21 protein-coding genes and 1 tRNA gene are annotated in these 21,999 nt (G+C 54.2%); 13 read left to right on the top strand and 9 right to left on the bottom strand.

The window, feature by feature from the left end; all coding sequences use genetic code 11:
- The first annotated feature begins 100 nt into the window (after window positions 1-100).
- A complete protein-coding gene (gene dkgB, locus GW579_RS09100) occupies window positions 101-904 on the top strand; it encodes a 2,5-didehydrogluconate reductase DkgB (protein WP_165058772.1) in 804 nt (267 codons plus the stop codon).
- 430 nt (window positions 905-1,334) lie between these two features.
- On the opposite strand, the gene yafC is transcribed toward dkgB, so the two are convergent.
- The gene (gene yafC, locus GW579_RS09095) at window positions 1,335-2,231 is read right to left on the bottom strand and encodes a DNA-binding transcriptional regulator YafC (protein WP_152324686.1); all 897 of its coding nucleotides are present in this window, start codon (window positions 2,229-2,231) and stop codon (window positions 1,335-1,337) included.
- A 107-nt stretch (window positions 2,232-2,338) separates the two neighbouring features.
- Between yafC and GW579_RS09090 the strand changes: the two genes are divergently transcribed.
- Window positions 2,339-3,514, top strand: a complete 1,176-nt coding sequence (locus GW579_RS09090) for an MFS transporter (RefSeq protein ID WP_165058628.1) — start codon at window positions 2,339-2,341, stop codon at window positions 3,512-3,514.
- Between the two features lie 193 nt (window positions 3,515-3,707).
- On the top strand, window positions 3,708-4,508 hold the full coding sequence (locus GW579_RS09085) for an endonuclease/exonuclease/phosphatase family protein (RefSeq protein WP_152324684.1): 801 nt from the start codon (window positions 3,708-3,710) through the stop codon (window positions 4,506-4,508).
- 102 nt (window positions 4,509-4,610) lie between these two features.
- On the opposite strand, the gene mltD is transcribed toward GW579_RS09085, so the two are convergent.
- Both mltD and gloB read right to left on the bottom strand, forming a co-directional pair.
- A complete protein-coding gene (mltD, locus tag GW579_RS09080) occupies window positions 4,611-5,996 on the bottom strand; it encodes a murein transglycosylase D (protein WP_165058626.1) in 1,386 nt (461 codons plus the stop codon).
- Window positions 5,997-6,065: 69 nt separating this feature from the next.
- Window positions 6,066-6,821 (bottom strand): hydroxyacylglutathione hydrolase, encoded by a 756-nt coding sequence (gloB, locus tag GW579_RS09075; protein WP_152324682.1) that lies wholly within the window; start codon window positions 6,819-6,821, stop codon window positions 6,066-6,068.
- A gap of 43 nt (window positions 6,822-6,864) precedes the next feature.
- Between gloB and GW579_RS09070 the strand changes: the two genes are divergently transcribed.
- The gene (locus GW579_RS09070) at window positions 6,865-7,590 is read left to right on the top strand and encodes a methyltransferase domain-containing protein (protein WP_152324681.1); all 726 of its coding nucleotides are present in this window, start codon (window positions 6,865-6,867) and stop codon (window positions 7,588-7,590) included.
- 21 nt (window positions 7,591-7,611) lie between these two features.
- Here the strand turns inward: GW579_RS09070 and rnhA are convergent, their stop codons facing one another.
- Entirely contained in the window at window positions 7,612-8,079 is a 468-nt protein-coding gene (gene rnhA / locus GW579_RS09065; RefSeq protein ID WP_101079833.1) for a ribonuclease HI, read from the bottom strand.
- 271 nt (window positions 8,080-8,350) lie between these two features.
- Here rnhA and aguB point away from each other — a divergent pair, with 271 nt between their 5' ends.
- The 4 genes from aguB to GW579_RS09045 all read left to right on the top strand — a co-directional run bounded on the left by aguB (window position 8,351) and on the right by GW579_RS09045 (window position 11,430).
- A complete protein-coding gene (gene aguB / locus GW579_RS09060) occupies window positions 8,351-9,235 on the top strand; it encodes an N-carbamoylputrescine amidase (RefSeq protein ID WP_165058624.1) in 885 nt (294 codons plus the stop codon).
- Window positions 9,236-9,238: 3 nt separating this feature from the next.
- Entirely contained in the window at window positions 9,239-10,324 is a 1,086-nt protein-coding gene (aguA, locus tag GW579_RS09055) for an agmatine deiminase (protein ID WP_152324679.1), read from the top strand.
- A gap of 152 nt (window positions 10,325-10,476) precedes the next feature.
- Complete coding sequence (dnaQ, locus tag GW579_RS09050) at window positions 10,477-11,214, top strand: DNA polymerase III subunit epsilon (protein WP_152324678.1); 738 nt, start codon at window positions 10,477-10,479, stop codon at window positions 11,212-11,214.
- A gap of 139 nt (window positions 11,215-11,353) precedes the next feature.
- A tRNA-Asp gene (locus GW579_RS09045) sits at window positions 11,354-11,430 on the top strand.
- Between the two features lie 80 nt (window positions 11,431-11,510).
- Here GW579_RS09045 and GW579_RS09040 read toward each other — a convergent pair.
- Window positions 11,511-13,013 (bottom strand): NCS1 family nucleobase:cation symporter-1, encoded by a 1,503-nt coding sequence (locus tag GW579_RS09040; protein ID WP_165058622.1) that lies wholly within the window; start codon window positions 13,011-13,013, stop codon window positions 11,511-11,513.
- A 176-nt stretch (window positions 13,014-13,189) separates the two neighbouring features.
- On the opposite strand from GW579_RS09040, the gene GW579_RS09035 reads away from it, so the two are divergent.
- From GW579_RS09035 to puuE, 3 genes are read left to right on the top strand one after another with little or no spacing between them, the layout of a single operon-like run.
- Window positions 13,190-13,924 carry a GntR family transcriptional regulator gene (locus GW579_RS09035; protein ID WP_165058620.1) on the top strand — a complete coding sequence of 245 codons (735 nt, stop codon included), beginning with the start codon at window positions 13,190-13,192 and terminating at the stop codon, window positions 13,922-13,924.
- Window positions 13,924-14,682: an aspartate/glutamate racemase family protein gene (locus tag GW579_RS09030; protein WP_165058618.1), complete on the top strand. Its 759-nt coding sequence runs from the start codon at window positions 13,924-13,926 to the stop codon at window positions 14,680-14,682. Before GW579_RS09035 ends, GW579_RS09030 begins: the two co-directional genes overlap by 1 nt.
- Window positions 14,675-15,613, top strand: coding sequence for an allantoinase PuuE (puuE, locus tag GW579_RS09025; RefSeq protein ID WP_165058616.1), 939 nt, complete (start codon window positions 14,675-14,677; stop codon window positions 15,611-15,613). Before GW579_RS09030 ends, puuE begins: the two co-directional genes overlap by 8 nt.
- A gap of 672 nt (window positions 15,614-16,285) precedes the next feature.
- Here the strand turns inward: puuE and hpxZ are convergent.
- The 4 genes from hpxZ to GW579_RS09005 are packed head-to-tail and all read right to left on the bottom strand — an operon-like array spanning window position 16,286 to window position 19,917.
- On the bottom strand, window positions 16,286-16,669 hold the full coding sequence (gene hpxZ / locus GW579_RS09020) for an oxalurate catabolism protein HpxZ (RefSeq protein WP_152324673.1): 384 nt from the start codon (window positions 16,667-16,669) through the stop codon (window positions 16,286-16,288).
- A gap of 51 nt (window positions 16,670-16,720) precedes the next feature.
- Complete coding sequence (locus GW579_RS09015) at window positions 16,721-18,124, bottom strand: AtzE family amidohydrolase (protein ID WP_165058614.1); 1,404 nt, start codon at window positions 18,122-18,124, stop codon at window positions 16,721-16,723.
- Window positions 18,121-18,315 carry an oxalurate catabolism protein HpxX gene (gene hpxX, locus GW579_RS09010; protein ID WP_165058612.1) on the bottom strand — a complete coding sequence of 65 codons (195 nt, stop codon included), beginning with the start codon at window positions 18,313-18,315 and terminating at the stop codon, window positions 18,121-18,123. Before hpxX ends, GW579_RS09015 begins: the two co-directional genes overlap by 4 nt.
- A 15-nt stretch (window positions 18,316-18,330) precedes the next feature.
- The gene (locus tag GW579_RS09005; protein WP_165058610.1) at window positions 18,331-19,917 is read right to left on the bottom strand and encodes a gamma-glutamyltransferase family protein; all 1,587 of its coding nucleotides are present in this window, start codon (window positions 19,915-19,917) and stop codon (window positions 18,331-18,333) included.
- A gap of 190 nt (window positions 19,918-20,107) precedes the next feature.
- On the opposite strand from GW579_RS09005, the gene GW579_RS09000 reads away from it, so the two are divergent.
- Together GW579_RS09000 and GW579_RS08995 are read left to right on the top strand one after the other, a co-directional pair.
- Complete coding sequence (locus GW579_RS09000) at window positions 20,108-20,947, top strand: MurR/RpiR family transcriptional regulator (protein ID WP_165058608.1); 840 nt, start codon at window positions 20,108-20,110, stop codon at window positions 20,945-20,947.
- A gap of 258 nt (window positions 20,948-21,205) precedes the next feature.
- On the top strand, window positions 21,206-21,997 hold the full coding sequence (locus GW579_RS08995; protein WP_165058606.1) for a transporter substrate-binding domain-containing protein: 792 nt from the start codon (window positions 21,206-21,208) through the stop codon (window positions 21,995-21,997).
- The last annotated feature ends 2 nt before the right edge of the window (window positions 21,998-21,999 follow it).

Here is a 21,999-nt window from a genome sequence, read left to right as displayed (position 1 = left end):
TAAAGCAAAAGTCTTGTAGCAAACCTGTCGTTTTTATCCATGAAAAGCCGGTCCATACTCTCCCGCATTGCTGACCTTTTAAAAACAAAGAGAGAATATGATGAGCATTCCTGCATTCGGTTTGGGTACGTTCCGTCTGAAAGATGACGTGGTAAAAGCATCGGTGAAAACCGCAGTGGAACTGGGCTATCGCGCGATTGATACGGCGCAAATCTATGATAATGAAGCAGCGGTTGGCGACGCGCTGGCGGAAAGCGGCGTCCCGCGTGAAGAACTCTATATCACGACCAAAATCTGGATTGAAAACCTGGCGGCAGACAAGCTGATCGACAGCCTTAAAGAGAGCCTGTGCAAACTGAAAATGGATTATGTTGATCTGACGCTGATCCACTGGCCGTCTCCGGGACAGGCCGTCAGCGTGGCAGAAACGATGCAAGCGCTGGTTGAAGCGAAGAAAATGGGTCTGACCCGCGAAATAGGTATTTCCAATTTTACCGTCGCACTCATGCAGGAAGCGATCGACGCCGTCGGCGCTGATCAGATTGCGACCAACCAGATCGAACTTTCTCCGTTCCTGCAAAACCAGACCGTCGTCGATTTTGCCCGTGAAAACGGCATTGCGGTGACTTCCTACATGACGCTGGCTTACGGCGAAGCGTTGAAGGACGCGACGATTATCGCGATCGCCGAACGTCACAACGCCACGCCAGCGCAGATCGTTCTGGCCTGGGCGCTGCATCTGGGTTACGCGGTGATCCCGTCATCGACGAAACGTGAAAACCTGGCGAGCAACCTGCTGGCGCAGAAACTGGTATTGTCCGATGCCGACATGCAGGAGATTGCTGCGCTTGAGAAAAATGGACGATTAGTCAGCCCTGAGGGCCTGGCGCCAGCATGGGATTGAGCACCTTCCGGTAAGCTGGCGGTGCTGGACGGAGATGATTTCGGTTTTTCACTTGCCGTGAGGGCTGGACCGTGAATATTTCGGTTTCTCAAGAACAGTGATCACCCGGCTTTTCAACACGCGCTGTCGCTCGAACGATGGACATGTTCTTGAGAAAGCCTCTGGCCGCTTCAGAAAGTTTGCTGAGTGAGTGTTTCGAGGCCCCAGGCTCGAAGACCGACACGAAGGGACCGCGCAGCGGCAAGCTTTCGCGGCAATAGCATGAGTTTCTGAAACATAGCCAGCGAGCGACAGCGCGCAGTTAAAAAAACGCAGGATTCCAAAGGGTTTCGTTTAAAACCCTTTGGGCCAGTTTGGGCGGCGAGCCCAGGGTCTTGACCTGATTGAAGCGATCACTGCACGTGAGAAACCGAAACTCTCTCGATCAGGATTAACTCTGGGCTTGCCCTAATTTTTCGCTCAGAAAATCAATAAAACACCGAATCCTCGTACTCACCGTCTGATCACTGTAGTAAACCGCATGCAACGGCATCGCAATCCGCATGACATCCGGTACCAGCAACTTCACCAGTTCGCCGCGATGTACATCCTCGTCAGTCATGAAATCAGACAAACAGGCGATACCGTTTCCCTGCAAACACAGTCTGCGCAGGGTTTCGCCGCTGCCTGAGCTGATAAACGGTGTGACCGTCAGTTGCTGGCCGTCAGCACACAGCAGCGGCCATTTGTTCAGTGCGACCACTTCGTTAAAGCCCAGGCAGCGGTGTTTCAGCAGCTCATCGGCGGTTTTGGGCGTGCCCCATTTTTTAAGATATTCCGGCGACGCCAGTACGTTCCGGTGGCTCAGCATCAGTTTTCGTGCCCGCAGGCTGGAATCTTCCAGTTCCCCTACCCGGATTGCCACGTCCACTTTATGGTCGATCAGGTTGATGTTGCTCTCGGACGAAAACAACGCCAGCGACATCTTCGGGAAACGTTCGGTAAATTCAGCCACCAGCGGAGAAATGACGTGCAGGATCACCGGCGTTGCGGCGTCGACGCGCAACAGACCCTGCGGATCGTCACGATTCTCCAGCAGATCGTCTTCGGCTGCCGCCATTTCATGCAGGATTTTTTGCACACGGACGAAATAGCGCTCGCCTTCGTGCGTCAGGTTGATCTGACGCGTGGTGCGGTTGAGCAGGGTGATGCCCAGTTTTTGCTCCAGACGTTTCAGCGTCCTGCTGACCACAGAATTATCCTGCCCCAGCTGTTCTGCCGCGCGGCTGAAACTGCCACTTTCCACTACCGTGACAAAAGTGATCAACTCTTCAGAACTGGCTCGCATTGTTGTTACTCCAGCATAAATGATTTGATACTTTGGTTATTTCTGTCATTTAAGCACAAGCCGATAATAGCCGCCATCAAATCGAAATTCATTGTGGAGTAAAGGTTATGCCGCTTGCACTATTAGCACTGACCATCAGTGCGTTTGCTATAGGAACGACAGAGTTCGTCATCGTGGGCCTGGTGCCGACAATCGCCGAACAGCTGGGCGTCAGCGTCCCGTCAGCGGGTTTACTGGTATCTATTTACGCACTCGGCGTGGCGATTGGCGCACCGGTGCTGACGGCGCTGACAGGGCGTGTACCGCGTAAAGCGCTGCTCATCGGCCTGATGGTGCTGTTCACGCTGGGCAATCTGCTGGCGTGGCAGTCACCGAATTACAACACGCTGGTCATCGCGCGTTTGCTGACCGGGCTGGCGCATGGTGTGTTCTTCTCGATTGGCTCGACGATTGCCACCAGTCTGGTGTCAAAAGAAAAAGCCGCTTCGGCCATTGCGCTGATGTTCGGCGGGCTGACCGTGGCACTGGTCACCGGCGTGCCGTTGGGGACATTTATCGGGCAGCATTTTGGCTGGCGTGAGACGTTCCTCGCGGTATCAATGATTGGCGTGATTGCCATTATTGCCAGCGCGATCCTGGTGCCAATCAACATCAAAAACAAACCGTCGGCGCGTATTTCCGATCAGGTTAAAGTGCTGATGAACCCGCGCCTGATGCTGATTTACGCCATCACCGCACTGGGCTACGGTGGCGTGTTCACTACATTTACGTTTCTTGCCCCGATGATGCAGGAGCAGGCCGGTTTCTCCGCCAGCATGGTGAGCTGGATCCTGCTTGCCTACGGCGTTTCAGTGGCCATCGGTAATATCTGGGGGGGAAAACTGGCTGACCGTCATGGTGCAGTCAAAGCGCTGACCATTATTTTCGCCGCCCTGGCCGCGCTGTTACTGATTTTCCAGTTCACTTCAGGTTTCGGTATTCCGGCGTTAATCACGCTGCTGGTGATGGGGATTTTCGCCTTCGGCAATGTACCGGGATTGCAGGTTTATGTGGTGCAGAAAGCCGAGGAAGTGACGCCTAATGCCGTCGATGTGGCGTCTGGTCTGAACATTGCGGCGTTTAACGTCGGTATCGCCTTAGGTTCTGTGATTGGCGGGCAGGTGGTTTCCACGATAGGGCTGGCGCAAACACCGTGGATTGGCGCAGTGATTGTCCTCGGCGCGCTGCTGCTGATCCGCCTCAGTGGTCATCTGGACAGAAAGTTAAAACCTGCTGTTGCCTGAACTTAGCAACATTTACTCTCTGCACGGCTCGCCTCTGGCGGGCCGTTTTTGTTTTTATGCTAGCCTGTAGATGTGACCGGGTTGTATACCAATGTAAACAGATTTGGCCTCAGCGCCTGCGGGCGTATACTGAACTTTCGCTGTGAGAAACTCTCTCATATAGCATCGATACAACGGGTAACAGGCGATTAGCGTGCGGAAAAAAACATATGCAATGAGGTATGTCGCAGGTCAGCCCGCAGAGCAAATCTTCCCTGGGGTCCTCGCACATTTAGGGCCGGATTTGCCGCCGGGTGCTGCGCTACCCAATTCGAATACTTTGCGCGTCATGGTGTGGAATATCTTCAAACAGCAGCGGGCTGACTGGTTGTCAGTTCTGCGTGATTACGGTAAAGACGCGCAGCTGGTGTTACTTCAGGAAGCGCAGACGACGCCAGAACTGATACGTTTTGCCACATCCAACTTTCTGGCGGCCGATCAGGTGCCGGCGTTTATGCTGCCTCAGCACCCCTCTGGCGTGATGACACTCTCTGCGGCGCATCCGGTTTATTGCTGCCCGCTGCGTGAGCGTGAGCCGCTTCTGAGGCTGTCTAAATCGGCATTAGTGACAGTCTATCCGCTTCTGGACGGTCGTTTACTGATGGTGGTGAACATTCATGCGGTGAATTTCAGTATCGGTATCGACGTTTACAGTAAGCAGCTTGACCCGATTGGTGAGCAGATTGCCAACCACAAAGGGCCGGTGATTATGGCGGGGGATTTCAACGCCTGGAGCAAGCAACGCATCAATGCGCTGTTCGGCTTTGCGGGGAATATTCAACTGGAGGAAGTGCGTTTCCCCTCCGATTACCGCAAACGGGCATTCGGCAGGCCGCTGGACTTTATCTTCTACCGCGACCTGAGCGTGACCAACGCATCGGTGATGGAAACACGCGCCTCAGATCATAACCCGTTGCGGGTGGAATTTATGGCCAGCAAACCGCTGACGTTGTAGCGCTTAATTTTTTCATCAAAAGAACCTCCGCCATAAAACGCAGATATAAAAAAAGCACCCGGAATGTTCAGGGTGCTTTTTTATTGCCGGTACCGGTCAGAATCAGGTATCAGGACTCATCTTATTGCTGACGAACAACGTTAACTTGTTGCCCGGTTGCAGGTTGTCCGCATTCGTGTTCCAGCGCATCACATCTTTGATGTTGACGCCGTGACGTTTGGCAATGCTCGACAATGAATCGCCTTTACGCACCTGATAAGTGATGCTGCCACCGCTGACACTGGTATCGCTGACGCTGTTATCCGCCACTTGCAGGGTTTGCCCAACTTTTAACGCGCCTGCTGAGCGCAAATTGTTCCAACGCTGTAAATCACGGGTTTTCACATTCAGCCGGGCTGCAATGCTGGACAAGCTGTCGCCGGAGCGAACCTTGTACGCCTTTGCACCTGACGGAGTGTTGCTGGCCAGTTTCGTTTCCTGCACTGCGGCAATATCGCCATCAGCCAGAGAATCTTTCAACTGGTCGGCATGCGCCTTCGGCAGAACAATGTAATGCGGGCCATTCGGCGCGGTCACATTCTTCTTGTAGCCAGTGTTATACGATTTCAGCTTCGTCAGGGACATCCCGGCCATTTCAGCGGCCTGGGTCAACTGCATCTGCTGACCGACTTCAACACGCGCCAGGGCTCGGTCTTCACTCGGTTGCGGCAGGCTGATACCGTATTTCTTGCTGTGCTTTAAAATATCGCTCAGCGCTAACATCTTAGGCACGTAAATTGACGTTTCACGAGGAAGCGCCAGCGCCCAGAAGTCAGTCGAGCGACCTTTTGCTTTATTAGCTTTCACCGCTTGCATCACGCGGCCTTCACCACTGTTGTACGCGGCAATGGTCAGTAACCAGTCACCACCAAACATTTTGTTCAGGCGTTGCATCATATCAAGCGCAGCGGTCGTCGACGCCACAACATCACGGCGTCCGTCATACCACTGGTTTTGTTTCAAACCATAGTTGCGACCCGTCTGTGGCACGATCTGCCACAACCCGGCAGCGTTAGCTGATGAGGTTGCTTTTGGGTCAAAAGCGCTCTCCACTATGGGTAGCAGTACCAGTTCCATCGGCATATTACGTTTCTTAATCTGCTCGGTGATCCAGTACATGTACGGCTCTGCCCGTAATGTTACATCGTGGAGATAGCTCTTATTTTTTAAATACTTAACTCTTTGTTCGCGGATCCGGGGGTTATCCGGAACCTTCATCTTCAGCTCGTCGCCTATGAAGTTCCACAGATTTTGTTGGGAGACGGCGTCGTTTCCATCCAACCATCCCCCAGAGGCCGCTCGGCCATCATCTGTGTACTGTCCTGCTTCACTTTGACTTGCCGAAGACAAACTCTGTGCATGTTGCTCGGGTACCTTCACGCCCTGCCTGGACGCCTGGCAACCTGTGAGCAACATGGAGGCGATTATTAGGATCGCGTTTGCCTTCATGTGTGTGTCATAGTTGCTTAAAAGACGAGCGATAATACTTTGCTTCGAAAAAAAACACAACCTTTGGGTCTAAAAGCTGTCCTTGAGTGCCCTTAAATGGGCGAAAACCTGTGAGCCTGTCTTTAAGGGATCGTTAAGGTTTAATTTGTTTTGTAAATCAACATCATCGCAGCGTAAAAAGACGTTAATTTTACGCTCAAGACCCAGGGTTGAAGGCAGGGAAGATTGTCCCTTTTCCCGCATTTGTTGCACTTTGTGCTCATGAGAATGAATATCATGATCCTCCGGTAAAATAGAGCGTGCAAACTTAAGATTTGAGAGAGTGTACTCGTGCGCCGCACAGACTAATGTTTCGTCAGGTAGCGCCGCTAACCGTTGAAACGACTGGTACATTTGCTCCGGCGTTCCTTCGAACAGACGGCCACAACCGGCGGAAAACATCGTGTCTCCGCAGAAAAGATAAGGTGCGCTATAGTATGAAATGTGACCAAGCGTGTGGCCGGGCGTAGCAAAGATCTGCCATTCCAGACCGCCAATTACCAATTTATCGCCGTTTTTAAGACTAATCTGACTAAATTTGTTCTCAGTTTCGTGAGGTCCGTACACTTTCAGACCCGGAAAATGGCCGGAAATTTCATTTACGCCGCCCACATGGTCGTGATGATGATGCGTCAGAAGGATGGCGGTAGGCGTTAAATTCGCCATTTTCAGTGCGGCTAAAACAGGCGCCGCTTCGCCGGGATCCACAATCAGACAATGGCCTTTCTGGTCATCGAGCATCCAAATGTAATTGTCCTGCAGGGCAGGAATACTGATAAGATTCATGGCAACCTCTCTTTGGCAACTGCTTGAAAGAAGATAATAAAATATGCGACCAGCCCGCGCCCGTAAGACCATTGTTGCACCGGCATCCTGGGAAGATATTCCCTGCGGCGACTATTACCGTGCCGCGCTTGAGCAACAACTGCAACCCTGGTGGGGAAAACTCTATGGTTTTCACCTGCTGAAAATCGGCGCATTAAGTGCCGAAATCAACGCGGAAGCATGTCCTATCTCGCATCAGGTCAATTTCGCACCGGAAGGCGAAGGGCTGCATGTCAGGGGCGAACCCTACTATTTACCGTTCTCCGCGAAATCGGTCGATGCCTGTCTGCTGAGCCATACGCTGGCGTATGCTGATGACCCGCACCGCATACTGCGTGAAGTTGACCGCGTGCTGATTGATGACGGCTGGATGGTGCTGAGCAGCTTTAATCCGCTGAGTCTGTTAGGTATCGGGAAACTGATGCCGTTCTTTCGCAAACGTCAGCCCTACAGCAGCCGTCTGTTTACACAGATGCGGCTGCTCGACTGGCTGTCGTTGCTCAATTACGAAGTGATGGTTCACCGGCGTTTTCATGTGCTGCCGTGGAAAAAGAATGGCGGCAAATTGCTGAGCACGCATCTGCCTGCGCTGGGCTGCATGACGTTAATTATCGCCCGCAAACGCACGTTCCCGCTGACGCCTACGGCGAAAAAAGTTCACGCGCAGAAACAGAAAATACAGCAGGCCGTCGGGGCGACAAAAAGCTATCGGGAAGAGCATCGGGACTGAGTGTGCCCGATGCGCGTCTGTTTAACTCTCTGCCTGATAACCCACATCTTCCAGCGTCGGATTGCCCGCCGCTTCTTTTGCCAGCACGTCGCAGCGTTCGTTCTCAGGATGACCTGCATGGCCTTTTACCCACATCCAGTTCAGCTGGTGAGTCTGAATTGCGGCATCAAGACGCTTCCATAAATCGACGTTTTTCACCGGTTTTTTATCCGCAGTTTTCCAGCCACGTTTTTTCCAGTTATGGATCCAGGTGGTAATGCCCTGGCGCACATACTGACTGTCGGTGCTTAACGTGACTTCGCACGGTGTGGAAAGGGCTTCGAGCGCAACAATGGCGGCCATCATTTCCATGCGGTTATTCGTGGTCAGGCGGAAACCCGCGCTGAACTCTTTTTCGTGTTGCTTATAGCGTAAAATTGCACCGAAACCGCCGGGGCCGGGGTTGCCGAGGCAGGAGCCGTCGGTGAAAATTTCTACCTGTTTGGTCATCTCTGGCAGGCTCTTTCATCAAATATAAAAACCAAGTCTGACATAAACCATCCTGCCGGGCACAGTAATATCTTGGGGTGCAACTGTCTGAAAGCGGGGTACTGAGGTACCTTTGTAACAGGTTTGACCGTCACTAATGACTCTTTTGGCTGGAGAGCGCTGTCTTTTGCAATATAATAGGAAAAGGCAGAGTGGCAGTTCAAAACTCTGAGTGAGTTCCGTCTTTCATGGTTTTTTCACTGCAAATTTTTCAATGCTTTAAGGATGTCTGATGAGAAATGTAACGGTTTCTGCAACACAAATGAGCTGCAGCTGGGATTTGGAAAAGAATATTGTTAATGCCGAAAAACTGGTTCGCGAGGCACATTCCAAGGGCGCGCAAGTCATTCTGATTCAGGAACTTTTTGCCGCACCGTACTTCTGTATCGATCAGAGCCCGGAACACTACGGCCTGGCGCAGGAACTGACTAACAGTCCGCTCATCCGTCATTTCTCAGTACTCGCCAAAGAACTGGAAGTGGTGCTGCCGCTGAGCTTCTTCGAGAAGTGCAACAACGCTTATTACAACTCGCTGGTCATGATTGATGCTGACGGCAGCGTGCTGGATGTTTACCGTAAAACACACATTCCGAACGGCCCTGCCTATCAGGAAAAACAATTCTTCATTCCCGGCGATACCGGTTTCAAAGTCTGGAATACCCGTTACGCAAAAATCGGCGTAGGGATTTGCTGGGATCAGTGGTTCCCGGAAACCGCACGTTGCCTGGCCTTACAGGGTGCAGAAATTATCTTCTATCCGACGGCGATTGGTTCAGAGCCAGCGTATCCGGAAATCGACAGCCAGCCACACTGGACCCGCGTTCAGCAAGGCCACGCAGCGGCAAACCTGGTGCCGGTGATTGCGTCGAACCGCATCGGTACGGAAAAGAGTAAATTTATCCCCGATTATGAAATGACCTTCTACGGTTCTTCATTCATTGCGGATCAGACCGGCGAACTGGTAGCTCAGGCCGGTAAAACAGAAGAAACCGTGCTGGTTCATACTTTTGATCTGGATGCGATTGCCGCGCAGCGCGCGTCATGGGGCCTGTTCCGCGACCGTCGTCCTGAAATGTATGGCGCTATCGCCACATCCGACGGTTCAACAAGGAAATAACTGATGTCTTCAATTGATATCAATCCTCAGGCTGAAGGTTTTGCGATGCCCGCTGAATGGGCACCGCAGCAGGCTGTCTGGATGATCTGGCCTTACCGTCAGGACAACTGGCGTTCAAACGGACGCCCTGCGCAACAGGCTTTTTCTGCCGTTGCGGCGGCTATTTCCAGCACCACGCCGGTCATTATGGCTGTCCCTGCTGCGGAAATGGAGAAGGCCCGTGGCCTGATGCCTTCGCAAATTACGCTGGTGGAAATGGAAAGTGACGACGCCTGGATGCGCGACACCGGCCCGACCATTGTGGCCAATGCAAAAGGTGAGCGTCTGGCGATCGACTGGACGTTTAATGCGTGGGGCGGTCTTAATGGCGGCCTGTATTCCAGCTGGGATCGTGACCAGCTCGTTGCCCGTCAGGTGGCGAACTATCATCACATACCTTACCTTTCCACAAGTCTGGTACTTGAGGGAGGTTCAATCCATGTCGATGGCGAAGGTACGCTGCTGACCACGGCGGAATGCCTGCTTAATCCCAACCGCAATCCGGATCTTTCGAAGTCAGAAATTGAAGCGAAATTGCAGGAATATCTGGGCGTTAAGAAAATCATCTGGCTTGAAGAAGGCGTGTTCAACGATGAAACCGACGGTCACATCGATAACATGTGCTGCTTTGTTCGTCCGGGTGAAGTAGCGCTCCACTGGACTGACGATCAGAACGACCCGCAGTACGCGCGTTCTGTTGCCGCTCTGAAAGTGCTGGAATCGTCGAAAGATGCGCAGGGGCGCAGCCTGAAAGTCTGGAAAATGCCGTCGCCGCCGACGCTGTTTGCCAGCGCGGAAGAGACCATTGACGTGTTGCCGGGAACGGCGATTGAACGCCACGAAGGTAACCGCCTGGCGGCGTCTTACGTCAACTATCTCATCAGCAACCGGCACATTATCTTCCCGCTGCTGGATCCGCAAACGGATAAACAAGCCGAAGCGGTATTCGCTGAAATGTACCCTGATTTCAAAGTGACCGGCGTTCCGGCCCGCGAAATCCTGCTGGGCGGTGGCAACATTCACTGCATCACTCAGCAAATCCCCGCGTAAGATAAAATGCCCGTAGCGCGATGCTGCGGGCTCATCAACTTCTCCGGCGAAATGACTTGAGCCTCCACCTGATGGTATTCTGTGACGCATTCACGATATCTCTATCGTCCGGGTTTCGTTTCAAAATGATCGGCAGGGTTGGGTAAATAACCATGGATTTACAAAACACATCTAACAGGATCGTCGTTCTCGATACCGAAACCACCGGTATGAACAAACTCGGCGTCCATTACGAAGGGCACCGGATTATCGAAATCGGTGCTGTTGAAGTAATTAACCGCCGTCTGACAGGGCGCAATTTCCACGTTTATCTCAAACCCGATCGTCTGGTCGACCCTGAAGCTTTCGGCGTTCATGGGATCAGTGACGAATTCCTGGCCGACAAACCGGTGTTTGCCGACATCGCCGACGATTTTATCGAATACATTCGCGGTGCAGAATTAGTCATTCATAACGCAACGTTCGACATCGGCTTTATGGATTACGAGTTCGGCATGCTTGGCCGTAATCTGCCGAAAACCGAAACCTTCTGCAAAATCACCGACAGTCTGGCGATGGCGCGAAAGCTGTTTCCCGGCAAGCGTAACAACCTCGATGCGCTGAGCGATCGCTACCTGATCGACAACAGCAAACGAACGCTGCACGGCGCATTGCTCGACTCCGAAATTCTTTCAGAAGTTTATCTGATGATGACCGGCGGGCAGACCAGTATCAAATTCACTCACGAAGGTGAGCAGAATACCGGGGCAGACGGGTTGGGGATCCAGCGCGTGGCGCGTCCGGTGTCCGGGTTGAAAGTCATTACGGCTTCAGAGCAGGAGCTGGCGTGGCATGAAGAACGGTTAGATTTAGTGGTGAAAAAGGGCGGCAGCTGTTTATGGCGTTCGTGATGCGTATTTTCTGCAATTTGTATTGAAAATATCCGGTGTGTGGAAAAACTGTGCAGTCGGTAGAAAATATCAGGAAAAGCATTGACGTAATGGCGGGTATTCCTTAATATCCGCCTCGTTCTTAACCAGAACAAAACGCGGAGCGGTAGTTCAGTTGGTTAGAATACCTGCCTGTCACGCAGGGGGTCGCGGGTTCGAGCCCCGTCCGTTCCGCCACTATTCAGAAGCCCTGAGTGAGAAATCACTCAGGGCTTCGTCGTTTCAGCCTTCCTGGCTTTTTCCCCTGTTACAACGATTTATTCCACTTCTGTTTTCATATAGCCCATTGCGTTACCTGTCGCGCGGTCATGACGGGCGATATAGCGATAAAAACCGCCCGCCAGAAATGCCCCGATGAACCAGCTGAAATTCGCCACCTGATGCAGGCTCGGCGTAAAGCTGATGACCAGACCAATCAGCACCGCAGGCACCAGCGCGCCGATGGCTTTCGGGTTGAACCCGTTGCGGTACCAGTAACGGCCGGAAGGGGAGGCGTTAAAAAGCGCATTGACATCCATATGACCGCGTTTGATCAGGTAATAATCAGCCAGCAGAATGCCAAACAGCGGCCCGATGAATGCCCCGAGAACATCGAGCGTGTAGTGGATCAGCTCCGGTGACTGGAACAGGTTCCACGGTGTCAGTAAAACAGAGCCGACGGCGGCAATCATCCCACCGGTACGGAAACTGATTTTCTGCGGCGAACAGTTAGAGAAATCGAACGCCGGTGATACGAAGTTCGCCACAATATTGATACCAATCGTCGCGATGATCATGGTCAGTAGCCCGAGTGCCACGGCTACGCTGTTACCCACGCGGCTGACCGTTTCAATCGGGTCAGTAATCATCTGGCCAAACAGGGATTGTGTACCGGAAACAATCACCACGGTCACAATCGAGAACAGCAGGAAGTTAAACGGCAGGCCCCAGCGGTTACCGCGACGGATTTCGCTCATGCTTTTGCCGTAACGTGAAAAGTCACCGAAGTTGAGCAGCGGGCCGGAGAAATACGAGACGACCAGCGCCGTGGCGGTCAGCATTTCCCAGCCCTGCTGGCCGACGGTCAGCGTTTTTGTCGACAGTGTGAAAGAGATATTGCTCAGCCCGGTTTTATACAAAATCCATCCGGCCAGCATCAGCATCACGACATAAACCGCCGGTCCCGCCACGTCGATAAAGCGCTTAATTGCGCTCATGCCGTGCCAGAACACCATCGCCTGCAACACCCACATAATGCCGAAGCAAATCCATCCCAGCGCAGATAAGCCCAGCCAGTGCGGCACGGTCAGCGGCGTCAGGGACGGGAAGAATTTGAGCAGCACCAGCATTAACGCGCTGGCCGCCAGATAGGTCTGAATGCCATACCACGCGAAGGCGATCAGCCCGCGGATCACCGCCGGAATATTCGCCCCGAACACGCCAAATGCCTGACGGCAAATCACCGCGTATGGCACGCCAGCCTGCTGGCTCGGCTTCGCCACCAGATTGGCACAAATCTGCACGATACAAATCCCGCACAATAAACACAGCAGCACCTGCCAGCTGGTCAGCCCGAGCGTGAAGAAACTCGCTGCGACCACATAGCCGCCCATACTGTGTACGTCGGACATCCAGAAAGAAAAAATGTTGTACCAGCTCCAGTTTTGGTCACGAGTGGGAGCTAAATCATCATTACACAGCCGCGGGCTGTAATAAGGTTTGATGATCCCGGCGCCTTGTTCGGATGACGCCGTGGCGGAGGTGATTTCCTGATTTGGCATAAATCGTGCTCCTGTCATTAACAACATGTAAAAGTCGGAAGCCGGTGACCGGCTGCCCAAAGGTGAAAAGCAGTCACAGGAGCACTGCACGAATCAGGCCATATTTCATTTTTGTATACAAAAAATAATTTTCATGTATACGATTAATCTATCGAACGGTATACGGAGTAACGGCAATGACCAGTTGGAGCGGGCTGAATACGGCCTATTTTACCGAGGATAAGGACGACCACATTTACAACGCGCTGGTGAAATCGATTGTTGAACACCAGCTTTTGCCGGGCAGTAAATTGCCGGAAGAAGCGCTGGCTGAAGTTTTTTCTGTCAGCCGGACGGGCATCCGGCGCGTGTTGCAGCGCCTTGCCGCAGTGCAACTGGTCACGCTGTTGCCCAAGCGTGGTGCGCATGTCACCACGCCGGATGCAGAAGAATCCCGCGACGTTTTCACCACCCGAAAAATTCTTGAATGCGCCAACCTGCCGCTGGTGATCGCGCATTGCCAGTCCACGCATCTGGTGGCGCTGAAAAAACTCGTACAGGAAGAAAAGCGCGCCCACGACGAACGTAATGGCCCGGCCGCAATCCGGCTTTCTGCTGCTTTCCACGTCCAGCTTCAGGCGATTTCCGGCAACAAAGTGCTGACCGAATCGGTTTCTCAGCTCACGCTGCGTTCTTCACTGGCGATTGCCGCCTGGGGCGCGCCGTGGCAACAGGGCTGCCGGTGTCATGATCACGATGATTTACTGGAACTGATGAAAAAGCGGGACGTTGCCGGGCTGACGCAAAGCATGTCGCATCACTTCGACAGCATCGTTTCCAGCCTGCGTTTTGAGCAAAATAAAGGGCAGGTGCCTGATTTCGCGAATATCTTTTCCTCTCATCTTCTGGTCGCCGGAAAGGAGCCAGAGTGATGACAAAACCGCTTTGTATACAATTGATCAACCCGAACACCAGTCTGGCGATGACAGAAGTCATGGCGCAAACCGCGCGCTCTGTTGCTGCCGGGGATACACAAATTGTGGCGGTTTGTCCGCAGGAAGGCGCGCCGTCGATTGAAGGGCATTTTGATGAGGCGATTGCCACGCTCGGTGTTTTGCAGCAGGTGAAAGCCGGGCGCGAAGCCGGCGTGGACGGCCATATCATTGCCTGTTTTGGCGATCCGGGCTTACTGGCCGCGCGTGAGCTGGCGCGTGCGCCGGTCATCGGCATTGCCGAAGCGGCCATGCATCTGGCCACGATGCTGGCGACGCGTTTTTCCATCGTCACCACTTTGCCAAGAACCCTCACTATTGCCCGCCATTTACTGCATCAGTACGGTTTCGAGCGTCATTGCGCGGCGCTGCATGCGATCGATCTTCCGGTGCTTTCGCTCGAAGACGGCAGCGGGCTGGCGCAGCAGAAAGTGCGTGAACAATGCATCGCCGCGAAAAAATCGGATGGCAGCGGGGCGATTGTGCTGGGCTGCGGCGGCATGGCCGATCTGGCGCAGGAACTGACGCTGGAGCTGAATATTCCGGTGATCGACGGCGTCAGTGCGGCGGTCAAAATGGTCGAGTCGCTGGCCGCACTTCGCCTGACCACCAGTAAGCACGGTGATCTGGATTATCCGCTGGAAAAACCCTTGTCTGGCCGCTTTGCCGGACTGAATCTGAGAGATAACCATGCCTGAATTCGATAACGGTTTTACTGAAAATTATCCGCGCGACCTGATTGGCTATGCCGGTCGTCCGCCACACGCAAACTGGCCGGGTAATGCCCGGATTGCGGTGCAGTTCGTCCTCAACTATGAGGAGGGCGCGGAAAATAACGTCCTGCACGGCGACGCCGGTTCGGAACAATTTCTCTCGGATATTATCGGTGCAGCCAGTTTCCCTGATCGCCATATGTCGATGGATTCACTGTATGAATACGGCTCACGCGCCGGTTTCTGGCGGATCCACAATGAATTCCAGAAGCGCGGCCTGCCGCTGACCGTTTTCGGTGTCGCGATGGCGCTCGCGCGTAACCCGGAAATCGTCAGCGCCATCAAAGCCGCGGATTACGACGTCGTGAGCCACGGCTGGCGCTGGATCCACTATCAGAACATGAGCAAAGCCGAAGAGGCGGAGCACATGCAAAAAGCCATCACTGTACTTCGCGACCTGTTCGGTAAAACGCCATCCGGCTGGTACACCGGCCGCGACAGCCCGAACACCCGTCAGCTGGTCGCCGAATCAGGCGGATTCCAGTACGACAGCGATTACTACGGCGATGACCTGCCGTTCTGGACGCCGGTAAAACTGGAAAATGGCGAAACGAAACAGCATCTGGTGATCCCGTACACGCTGGAAACCAACGACATGCGGTTTGCCTCCCCGCAGGGTTTCAATACCGGCGAGCAGTTCTTTACCTATCTCAAAGATACTTTTGACGTGTTGTACGAAGAAGGCGAAACGTCACCCAAAATGATGTCGGTCGGGATGCATTGCCGGATCCTGGGTCGCCCCGGGAGATTTCGCGCTTTACAGCGGTTTCTCGATTACGTGGAATCGCATGATCGCGTTTGGGTGTGTAAGCGGCAGGACATTGCCGACCATTGGGTTAAACATTTCGGTGTTTAATCTCGAAATTCAAATTCAAATTCAAATTCAAATTTAAAATCAAATTCAAAACCTTGGGCTCGCCGCCCAAACTGGCCCAGAGGACGCGTAAGCGCGCGCCCTCTGGACTCCCGCGCTTTTTCACTGCGCGCTGTCGCGGGCACGACGGACATGTTCTGTTGCTTTAGTGGGTGGCGAAAATCCAGGTGCTTCGCACTACCTTCTCTCGGTCTTCAAGCCATAGGTCTTGAAGCCGCTCCGTTCAGCTGAATTTTGAGCACGCCAATCCACTTTTCTAAAAGATGAAAAACAGTCTGCCGTTAATTTTAAGATGGTGCGGGCGATTCAGAAATCTTGCTGAACGGAGCGGCCTGAAGACCTGAGGCTTCAGGACCGAGAGAGGGAACCGCGTAGCGGCAAGATTTCCAGCCTGTCACTGCGGTTGCTGAAACATAGCCAGCGAGCGATAGCATGCAGTTAAAAGACGTGGGAGATCCAAGAGGGGCCCGTCCTGGCCCCTTTTGGGCGGTTTCGGCGCAGCGTGAAAAGTGATCGCTGTTATTGAGAAACCGAAAATGTCACCGTTCAGATTTCCCCTCGGTGGGAACCGAAAATTCCACAACTCATTTTTATCCCGGTTAAACCGAAAAAGGTTTCCTCAGCTTTCCAAAGCTGAACCGCCCAATGGTTCGGTCAAACCATCAGACTCACATGGGCGGCCACAATCTTCCATCCGCTCGCCATTTTCACCCATGTCTGCTGCTGACGCCCGATTTTGTCCGTGCCTTCACGGCGAAACTCCGTGCTGGCGACGGCCATGTCATCACCAAATGTGGTGATGGTCGTATTGACCAGTTCCCTGTCTAACCCTTGCGCCGATCGCGCTGAGCGAAATGCCCGGATGGCTTCGATGCCGTAAAGATTTTCTCCCGCGCCAAAGCGCACGGTGCGCGGGTCGTGCCAGAACAGTTCGTCGAGGACGGCGGTATCGTTGGTGATCAGCGCCTGTTCATAGCGATAAAAGGCCGCATTCATTTCGGCAAGGATCGCCGGGCGGTCGATATGTTCAGTTTTCATGATTCGTCTCTTTACTCTTTTGCTTCACCCTGGAAAACGGGATGCAGGTTGTTACGCGGGCATCACCGGAGAACTGCTGACTTTCACTATGCCCTGAAGTTCGAGCGCCCGTGCTGCACGCAGACACAGGTCTTCGCGCCACGGCGGCGCAATCAGTTGTAATCCTATTGGCAGGCCGGTCGATGTCGTGACCGGCACCGTCACTACCGGTAAACCGAGGAACGAAATTGGCTGCGTCAGCATACCCATATTGGCACGTGTCGGCAGATCCTGACCGTTAATTCTGATGGTGTCCTGACCAATCAGCGTTGCCGGGCATGGCGTGGCAGGGGCAATCAGAATGTCCCAGTGATCAAACAGGGGCAAGATTTGTTCCTGAAAATGCTGACGAAAACGCTGTGCCTGCACGTACCATGCCGCCGGGATCATCGCGCCGGCCAGTAAACGCTCGCGCGATAACGGTTCAAACTGTTGCGGGATACTGCGCAGTTTTGGCAAATACTGATTGCCGCCTTCAGAAGCACTGATGATAAATGCCGCTGAACGCGCCAGTTCGGCCTGCGGCATTTCAACTTCTTCCTGCGCTTCAAGAGCCTGAGCAATCTGGCGCACGGCAGCTTTAGCGTGGTCGTCGCACCAGGTAGCAAAATAGCCGCCCAGCACCGCAGTACGCAAACCCTGCTGGCCGCGTCCGAGCTGAGAAAAAGTGGCAGTCACGGGTTTATCTGCCTGGAAGTGATCTTGAGAGTCTGTGCCCTGAATCGCGTCATAGGCCTGCGACAGATCCTCGCTGCACCTCGCCATCGGACCGATGTGATCAAGACTGGCGACAAACTGCTGGCTGCCGCGGCGGGAGATCCGTCCGAAGGTCGGTTTCAGGCCGAGAATACCGCTCAATGATGCAGGCACGCGAATGGATCCGTTGGTGTCGCTGCCGAGCGTAAAATGCACCAGACCGGCAGCGACGGCAGCAGCAGAACCGCCGGACGATCCTCCGGCGACGCGTGCCAGATCACGCGGGTTACGGGTGGCACCATAATGGCTGTTTTCGGTAGTGAAACCGTAGGCGTAAGCATCCATGTTCAGCATGCCGGAAAGCATCGCGCCCTGTGCGGCGAGGCGTGAAACGGTCCAGGCATCATGACGTGCGGCGGCGTTGCTGCTGTTGAGGCTCGCACCCGCCAGCGTAACTTCACCGGCGACGTCCAGCAGGTTTTTCACCGCATACGGAATGCCTGCCAGCGGTGCCAGTGCGGTTCCGCTGGCGCGGGTTTTATCCACTTTAGCGGCCTCACTCAGCATGCGTTCGCGGGTGATATGCGTATACGCGTTGATGACCGGATTGGCCTGTTCAACGGCGTCCAGCGTGGCGCTGGCAATTTCTGTGGCTGAGATTTCACCCTGCGTAATGGCCTGATGAAGCTGATTAATCGTGAAATTATCAAACGATTTCATGCTCTGTACACCCCGGCGATTTCCAGTCGCGAATCGAGCGGTAAATCCATCAGCGGTTGCGCCATTTGCGCGATACGGCTGAACTGCACCAGCAGTTCCTGACGGCGTACATCGTCGAGTTCCAGCGCCAGAACGGACTCCATCTGGCGGATGTAAGCGGCCCAGTCTGTGGCCGCAGGCGTATTTTTCATGATCAGTTCCTCAGTTTAAAAACCGGCCGCGCTGCCGTTGCTGCGCGGGTCGGAAGCGCCTTCAAACATGCCGTTGGTGTGGCGGACAATGGCTCCGGCATGGCCGACGGCTTCACTGAAATCCGGCAACAGTTCGACATCGTGACCGCGCTGTCTCAGTCCGGCCTGCGTCGGATAGGCGAAACGGCCTTCCAGTTTCAGGGAGTCCGAGCTTTCCCCCCATGTACGACCCAGCAGCCAGCGCGGCCCGCTGATCGCCTGCTGCAAGGATTGTCCCTGCACCACATGGCGGATAAACACCGCAGCCTGCGTTTGCGGCTGACCGTCGCCGCCCATCGAACCGTAAACCATGGTGCGCCCGTCGTATAAACGTGCGGCGGCAGGATTCAGGGTATGAAACGGTTGTTTACCCGGCGCCAGTGCCAGTAAATGGCTGGCATCGAGGCTGAATGAGGCGCCACGGTTTTGCCACAGCACGCCACTCTGGGGCAGAACGACGCCACTGCCGAACTCATGATAGATGCTCTGAATAAACGATACCGCCAGCCCGCTGCTGTCCATCACGCCCATCCAGACGGTATCGCCCGGACCTTTACCTTTGCCCCAGCCGGCGGCGCTGTGCGGTTTGATGCGGGTGGCGAGGGCGTCGAGATACTGCGGATCCAGCAGGCTTTGCGCGTCCTGCGTCATCATGCGCGGATCGGTGATATAGCGGTCGCGCAGGCCGAACGCCAGCTTGGTAGCTTCGACAATGCTGTGTATCGTCGCGCTTTCATCCATGGTCTCGAGCGGCAGACGGTCAGTCAGACCGAGGATCGCGAGTGAAACTAACCCCTGCGTCGGCGGTGTCAGGTTGTATATTTCGCCTTTGCTGTGTTTGAGACGCAGCGGCACGCAGCGCCGGGGCTTGTAAGCGGCCAGATCGGCACGGGTGACCGGCATGCCGAGCCTTTCCATGTCGGCGGCCATATTGTCGGCCAGTTCACCGCGATAGAAACTGTTCAGCCCGTCTTCGCACAGCATGGATAACGTCTGTGCCAGCTGCGGCTGGGTGAAGCGGTTACCGGCGCGCGGCACTTCGCCGTTCGGCATAAAAACGTCGGCAAAAGCGGGCAAGTCTTTCAGCTCATGTTGTTTGGCACGGGTGGCGGCTTCCTGAGAAGCCGTTACCGGAATGCCATCCGCGGCGTAACGGATGGCATCGCGCAGCAGGCGTGAAAGGGGTTTTTGATCGCCGCCAAATTCAGCCGACACATTCAGCGCTTCCTGCCAGCCACCGACCGTGCCTGCGACCGTCAGTGCCGCTTTCGGCCCACGGTGCGGAATATGCGATTCCCCGGTGTAGAAATCGAGAGAGGCCAGCGAGCCGGCGGCACCGCTGGCGTCTATCGCCACCGGATTGCCCTGCGGCGGCACAATCAGCCAGAAGCCGTCGCCGCCCAGTCCGTTCATGTGCGGATAGACCACCGCAATTGTTGCGGCTGCGGCCACCATCGCCTCGATGGCATTACCGCCTTCCCTCAGTACCGCAAGCGCACTCTGGCTTGCCAGATGATGAGGTGTGACCGCCATGCCCAGCGGCGCGCTGTTACTGTTAATCATGCTATGTCCTTTTTTGAGACGCTTTTTTATGCTGCCCGCGCTTGCAGGGTTGTGGGCGCGTAGGGATAGAATTAAGCAAGAGGTGTTCCACATCGGCAGAGTCTTGCGTTTTTCACGCTAATTTCTATTGCACTGGCAAGCATAGTGCATGGTATGTTCCGATGAAACATTGGTTACAAAAGGGCCAGAGATGAAACAGATTGATGAGCGTCTGCGTGACCATTACGCAGAGCTGACACCGCAGGAACAGCGGGTGGCCGACTTTATTTTTGCCAGCATCGACGACCTGATGAGTTACAACAGCGCAGAGCTGGCGCGGCTCAGCGGCGTGTCGAAAGCCACGGTCAGCCGCCTGTTCAAACGTCTCGGTTACCCGAGCTATCGTGATATGCGCGATGAAATGCGCACCCTGCGCCAGAGCGGAATGCCGCTGACCGACAGCCGTGACGCGGTGCAAGGTAACACCTTGTTATCACGGCACTATAAGCAGGAAATGGCGAATCTTACGCAGTGGATTAACCAGATTGATAGCGCTCAGTTTGGTGCGCTGATTTCAGCGCTGAGTCAGGCGCGACAGGTGCGCCTGCTGGGCTTTCGCAACAGTTATCCGGTGGCATTGCATCTGCGCCAGCAACTGATTCAGGTGCGGGCAGGAGTACTGATGATGCCGCAACCGGGGCAGACGCTGGCGGAAGAACTGGTGGATCTCACCGCGCAGGACGTGGTGATTTTCGTGGCCTTCCGCCGCAGGCCGCGCATGGCGAAGGAAATACTGACGCAGTTACAGTCAGCTGGCGTACCGGTGCTGCTGATTTGCGAGCCTCAGGCGCAGACGCTGACCCCGCTCGCCACCTGGCATCTGGCCGCGCCGCTCGACAGCGTTTCGGCGTTTGACAGCTACTCTTCTGCCATGAGTCTGGCGAATTTACTCAGCAATGCGTTGTTGCACGATATGCTCGCGTCAGGCCGTCAGCGTATTCATCAGATAAGCGATATGTATAACGCGCTGGATGAGCTGGAGCAGCGCTGATTCCCGTTTACAGAACAAACTGAGCGCTTTTCTGGTGCTTTCGCACAATTTTAGTGCGTATGTGTTTTCATAGACTCCCATTTTTTGCCCTGATTCAGGGCAAAAAAACCACTTCTGATCCCGCGAGCATTTTTATAATCCCTTGTCATACCGTGACTTTGCGCACATTTTTTCTGCGGCGTTGCTTTTGGCACATTCGTTGCAAAGTTTTAAATATAAGAATCTATCGTTCCAAAAACTTTTCACCGGAGATAATCTATGAACATGAATAAACGGCTGTTGGCTTGGGCAGGTGCGGCAATGCTGGTGCTTCAGGCATCCGGCGTGATGGCCGATCAGTTGCAGGATATTCAGAAGCGCGGCGTGCTGCGCGTGGCCGTACCGCAGGATTTCCCGCCGTTTGGTTCGGTAAGCAAGGATTTGCAGCCGGAAGGTTATGACATCGACATGGCGCATTATCTGGCCGATAAGATGAAACTTAAGTTGCAACTGGTGCCGGTCACCAGCGCCAACCGCGTGCCTTATCTGCAAACGGATAAAGTCGATCTGGTCATTTCCAGTCTCGGCAAAAATGCTGAGCGCGAAAAAGTGATCGACTTCAGCAACGCTTACGCACCGTTTTTCCTCGGCGTGTTTGGCGCGCAGGGGGACAAACTGGCGGATCTGAAAGAACTGTCCGGTAAAACCATCGGCGTGACCCGCGGGGCGGTGGAAGATCTGGCGCTGACCGATGTGGCACCAAAAGATGCCAAAATACAGCGTTACGAAGACAACAATACTACGCTGTCGGCATACCTGTCCGGTCAGGTGGAATACATCGCGACGGGTAATCTGGTGGTGGCGGCGGTGGCCCGTATGAATCCGGCCAAAGCTCCGGTATCGAAAGTCATGCTGAAAGATTCGCCGTGCTACGTCGGGCTGCGTAAAGACGAAACGGCGCTGAAAGACAAAGTGAATGAACTGATCGCCGAAGGCATTAAAGATAAGACGCTGAATACGCTGTCTGAAAAATGGATGAAGGCACCGCTGCCGGCTTCCATCGGCGCGTGATC

This window comes from Rahnella contaminans (assembly GCF_011065485.1).
Classification (GTDB): Bacteria; Pseudomonadota; Gammaproteobacteria; order Enterobacterales; family Enterobacteriaceae; genus Rahnella; species Rahnella contaminans.
This window is presented reverse-complemented; position numbering and strand designations above follow the sequence as displayed.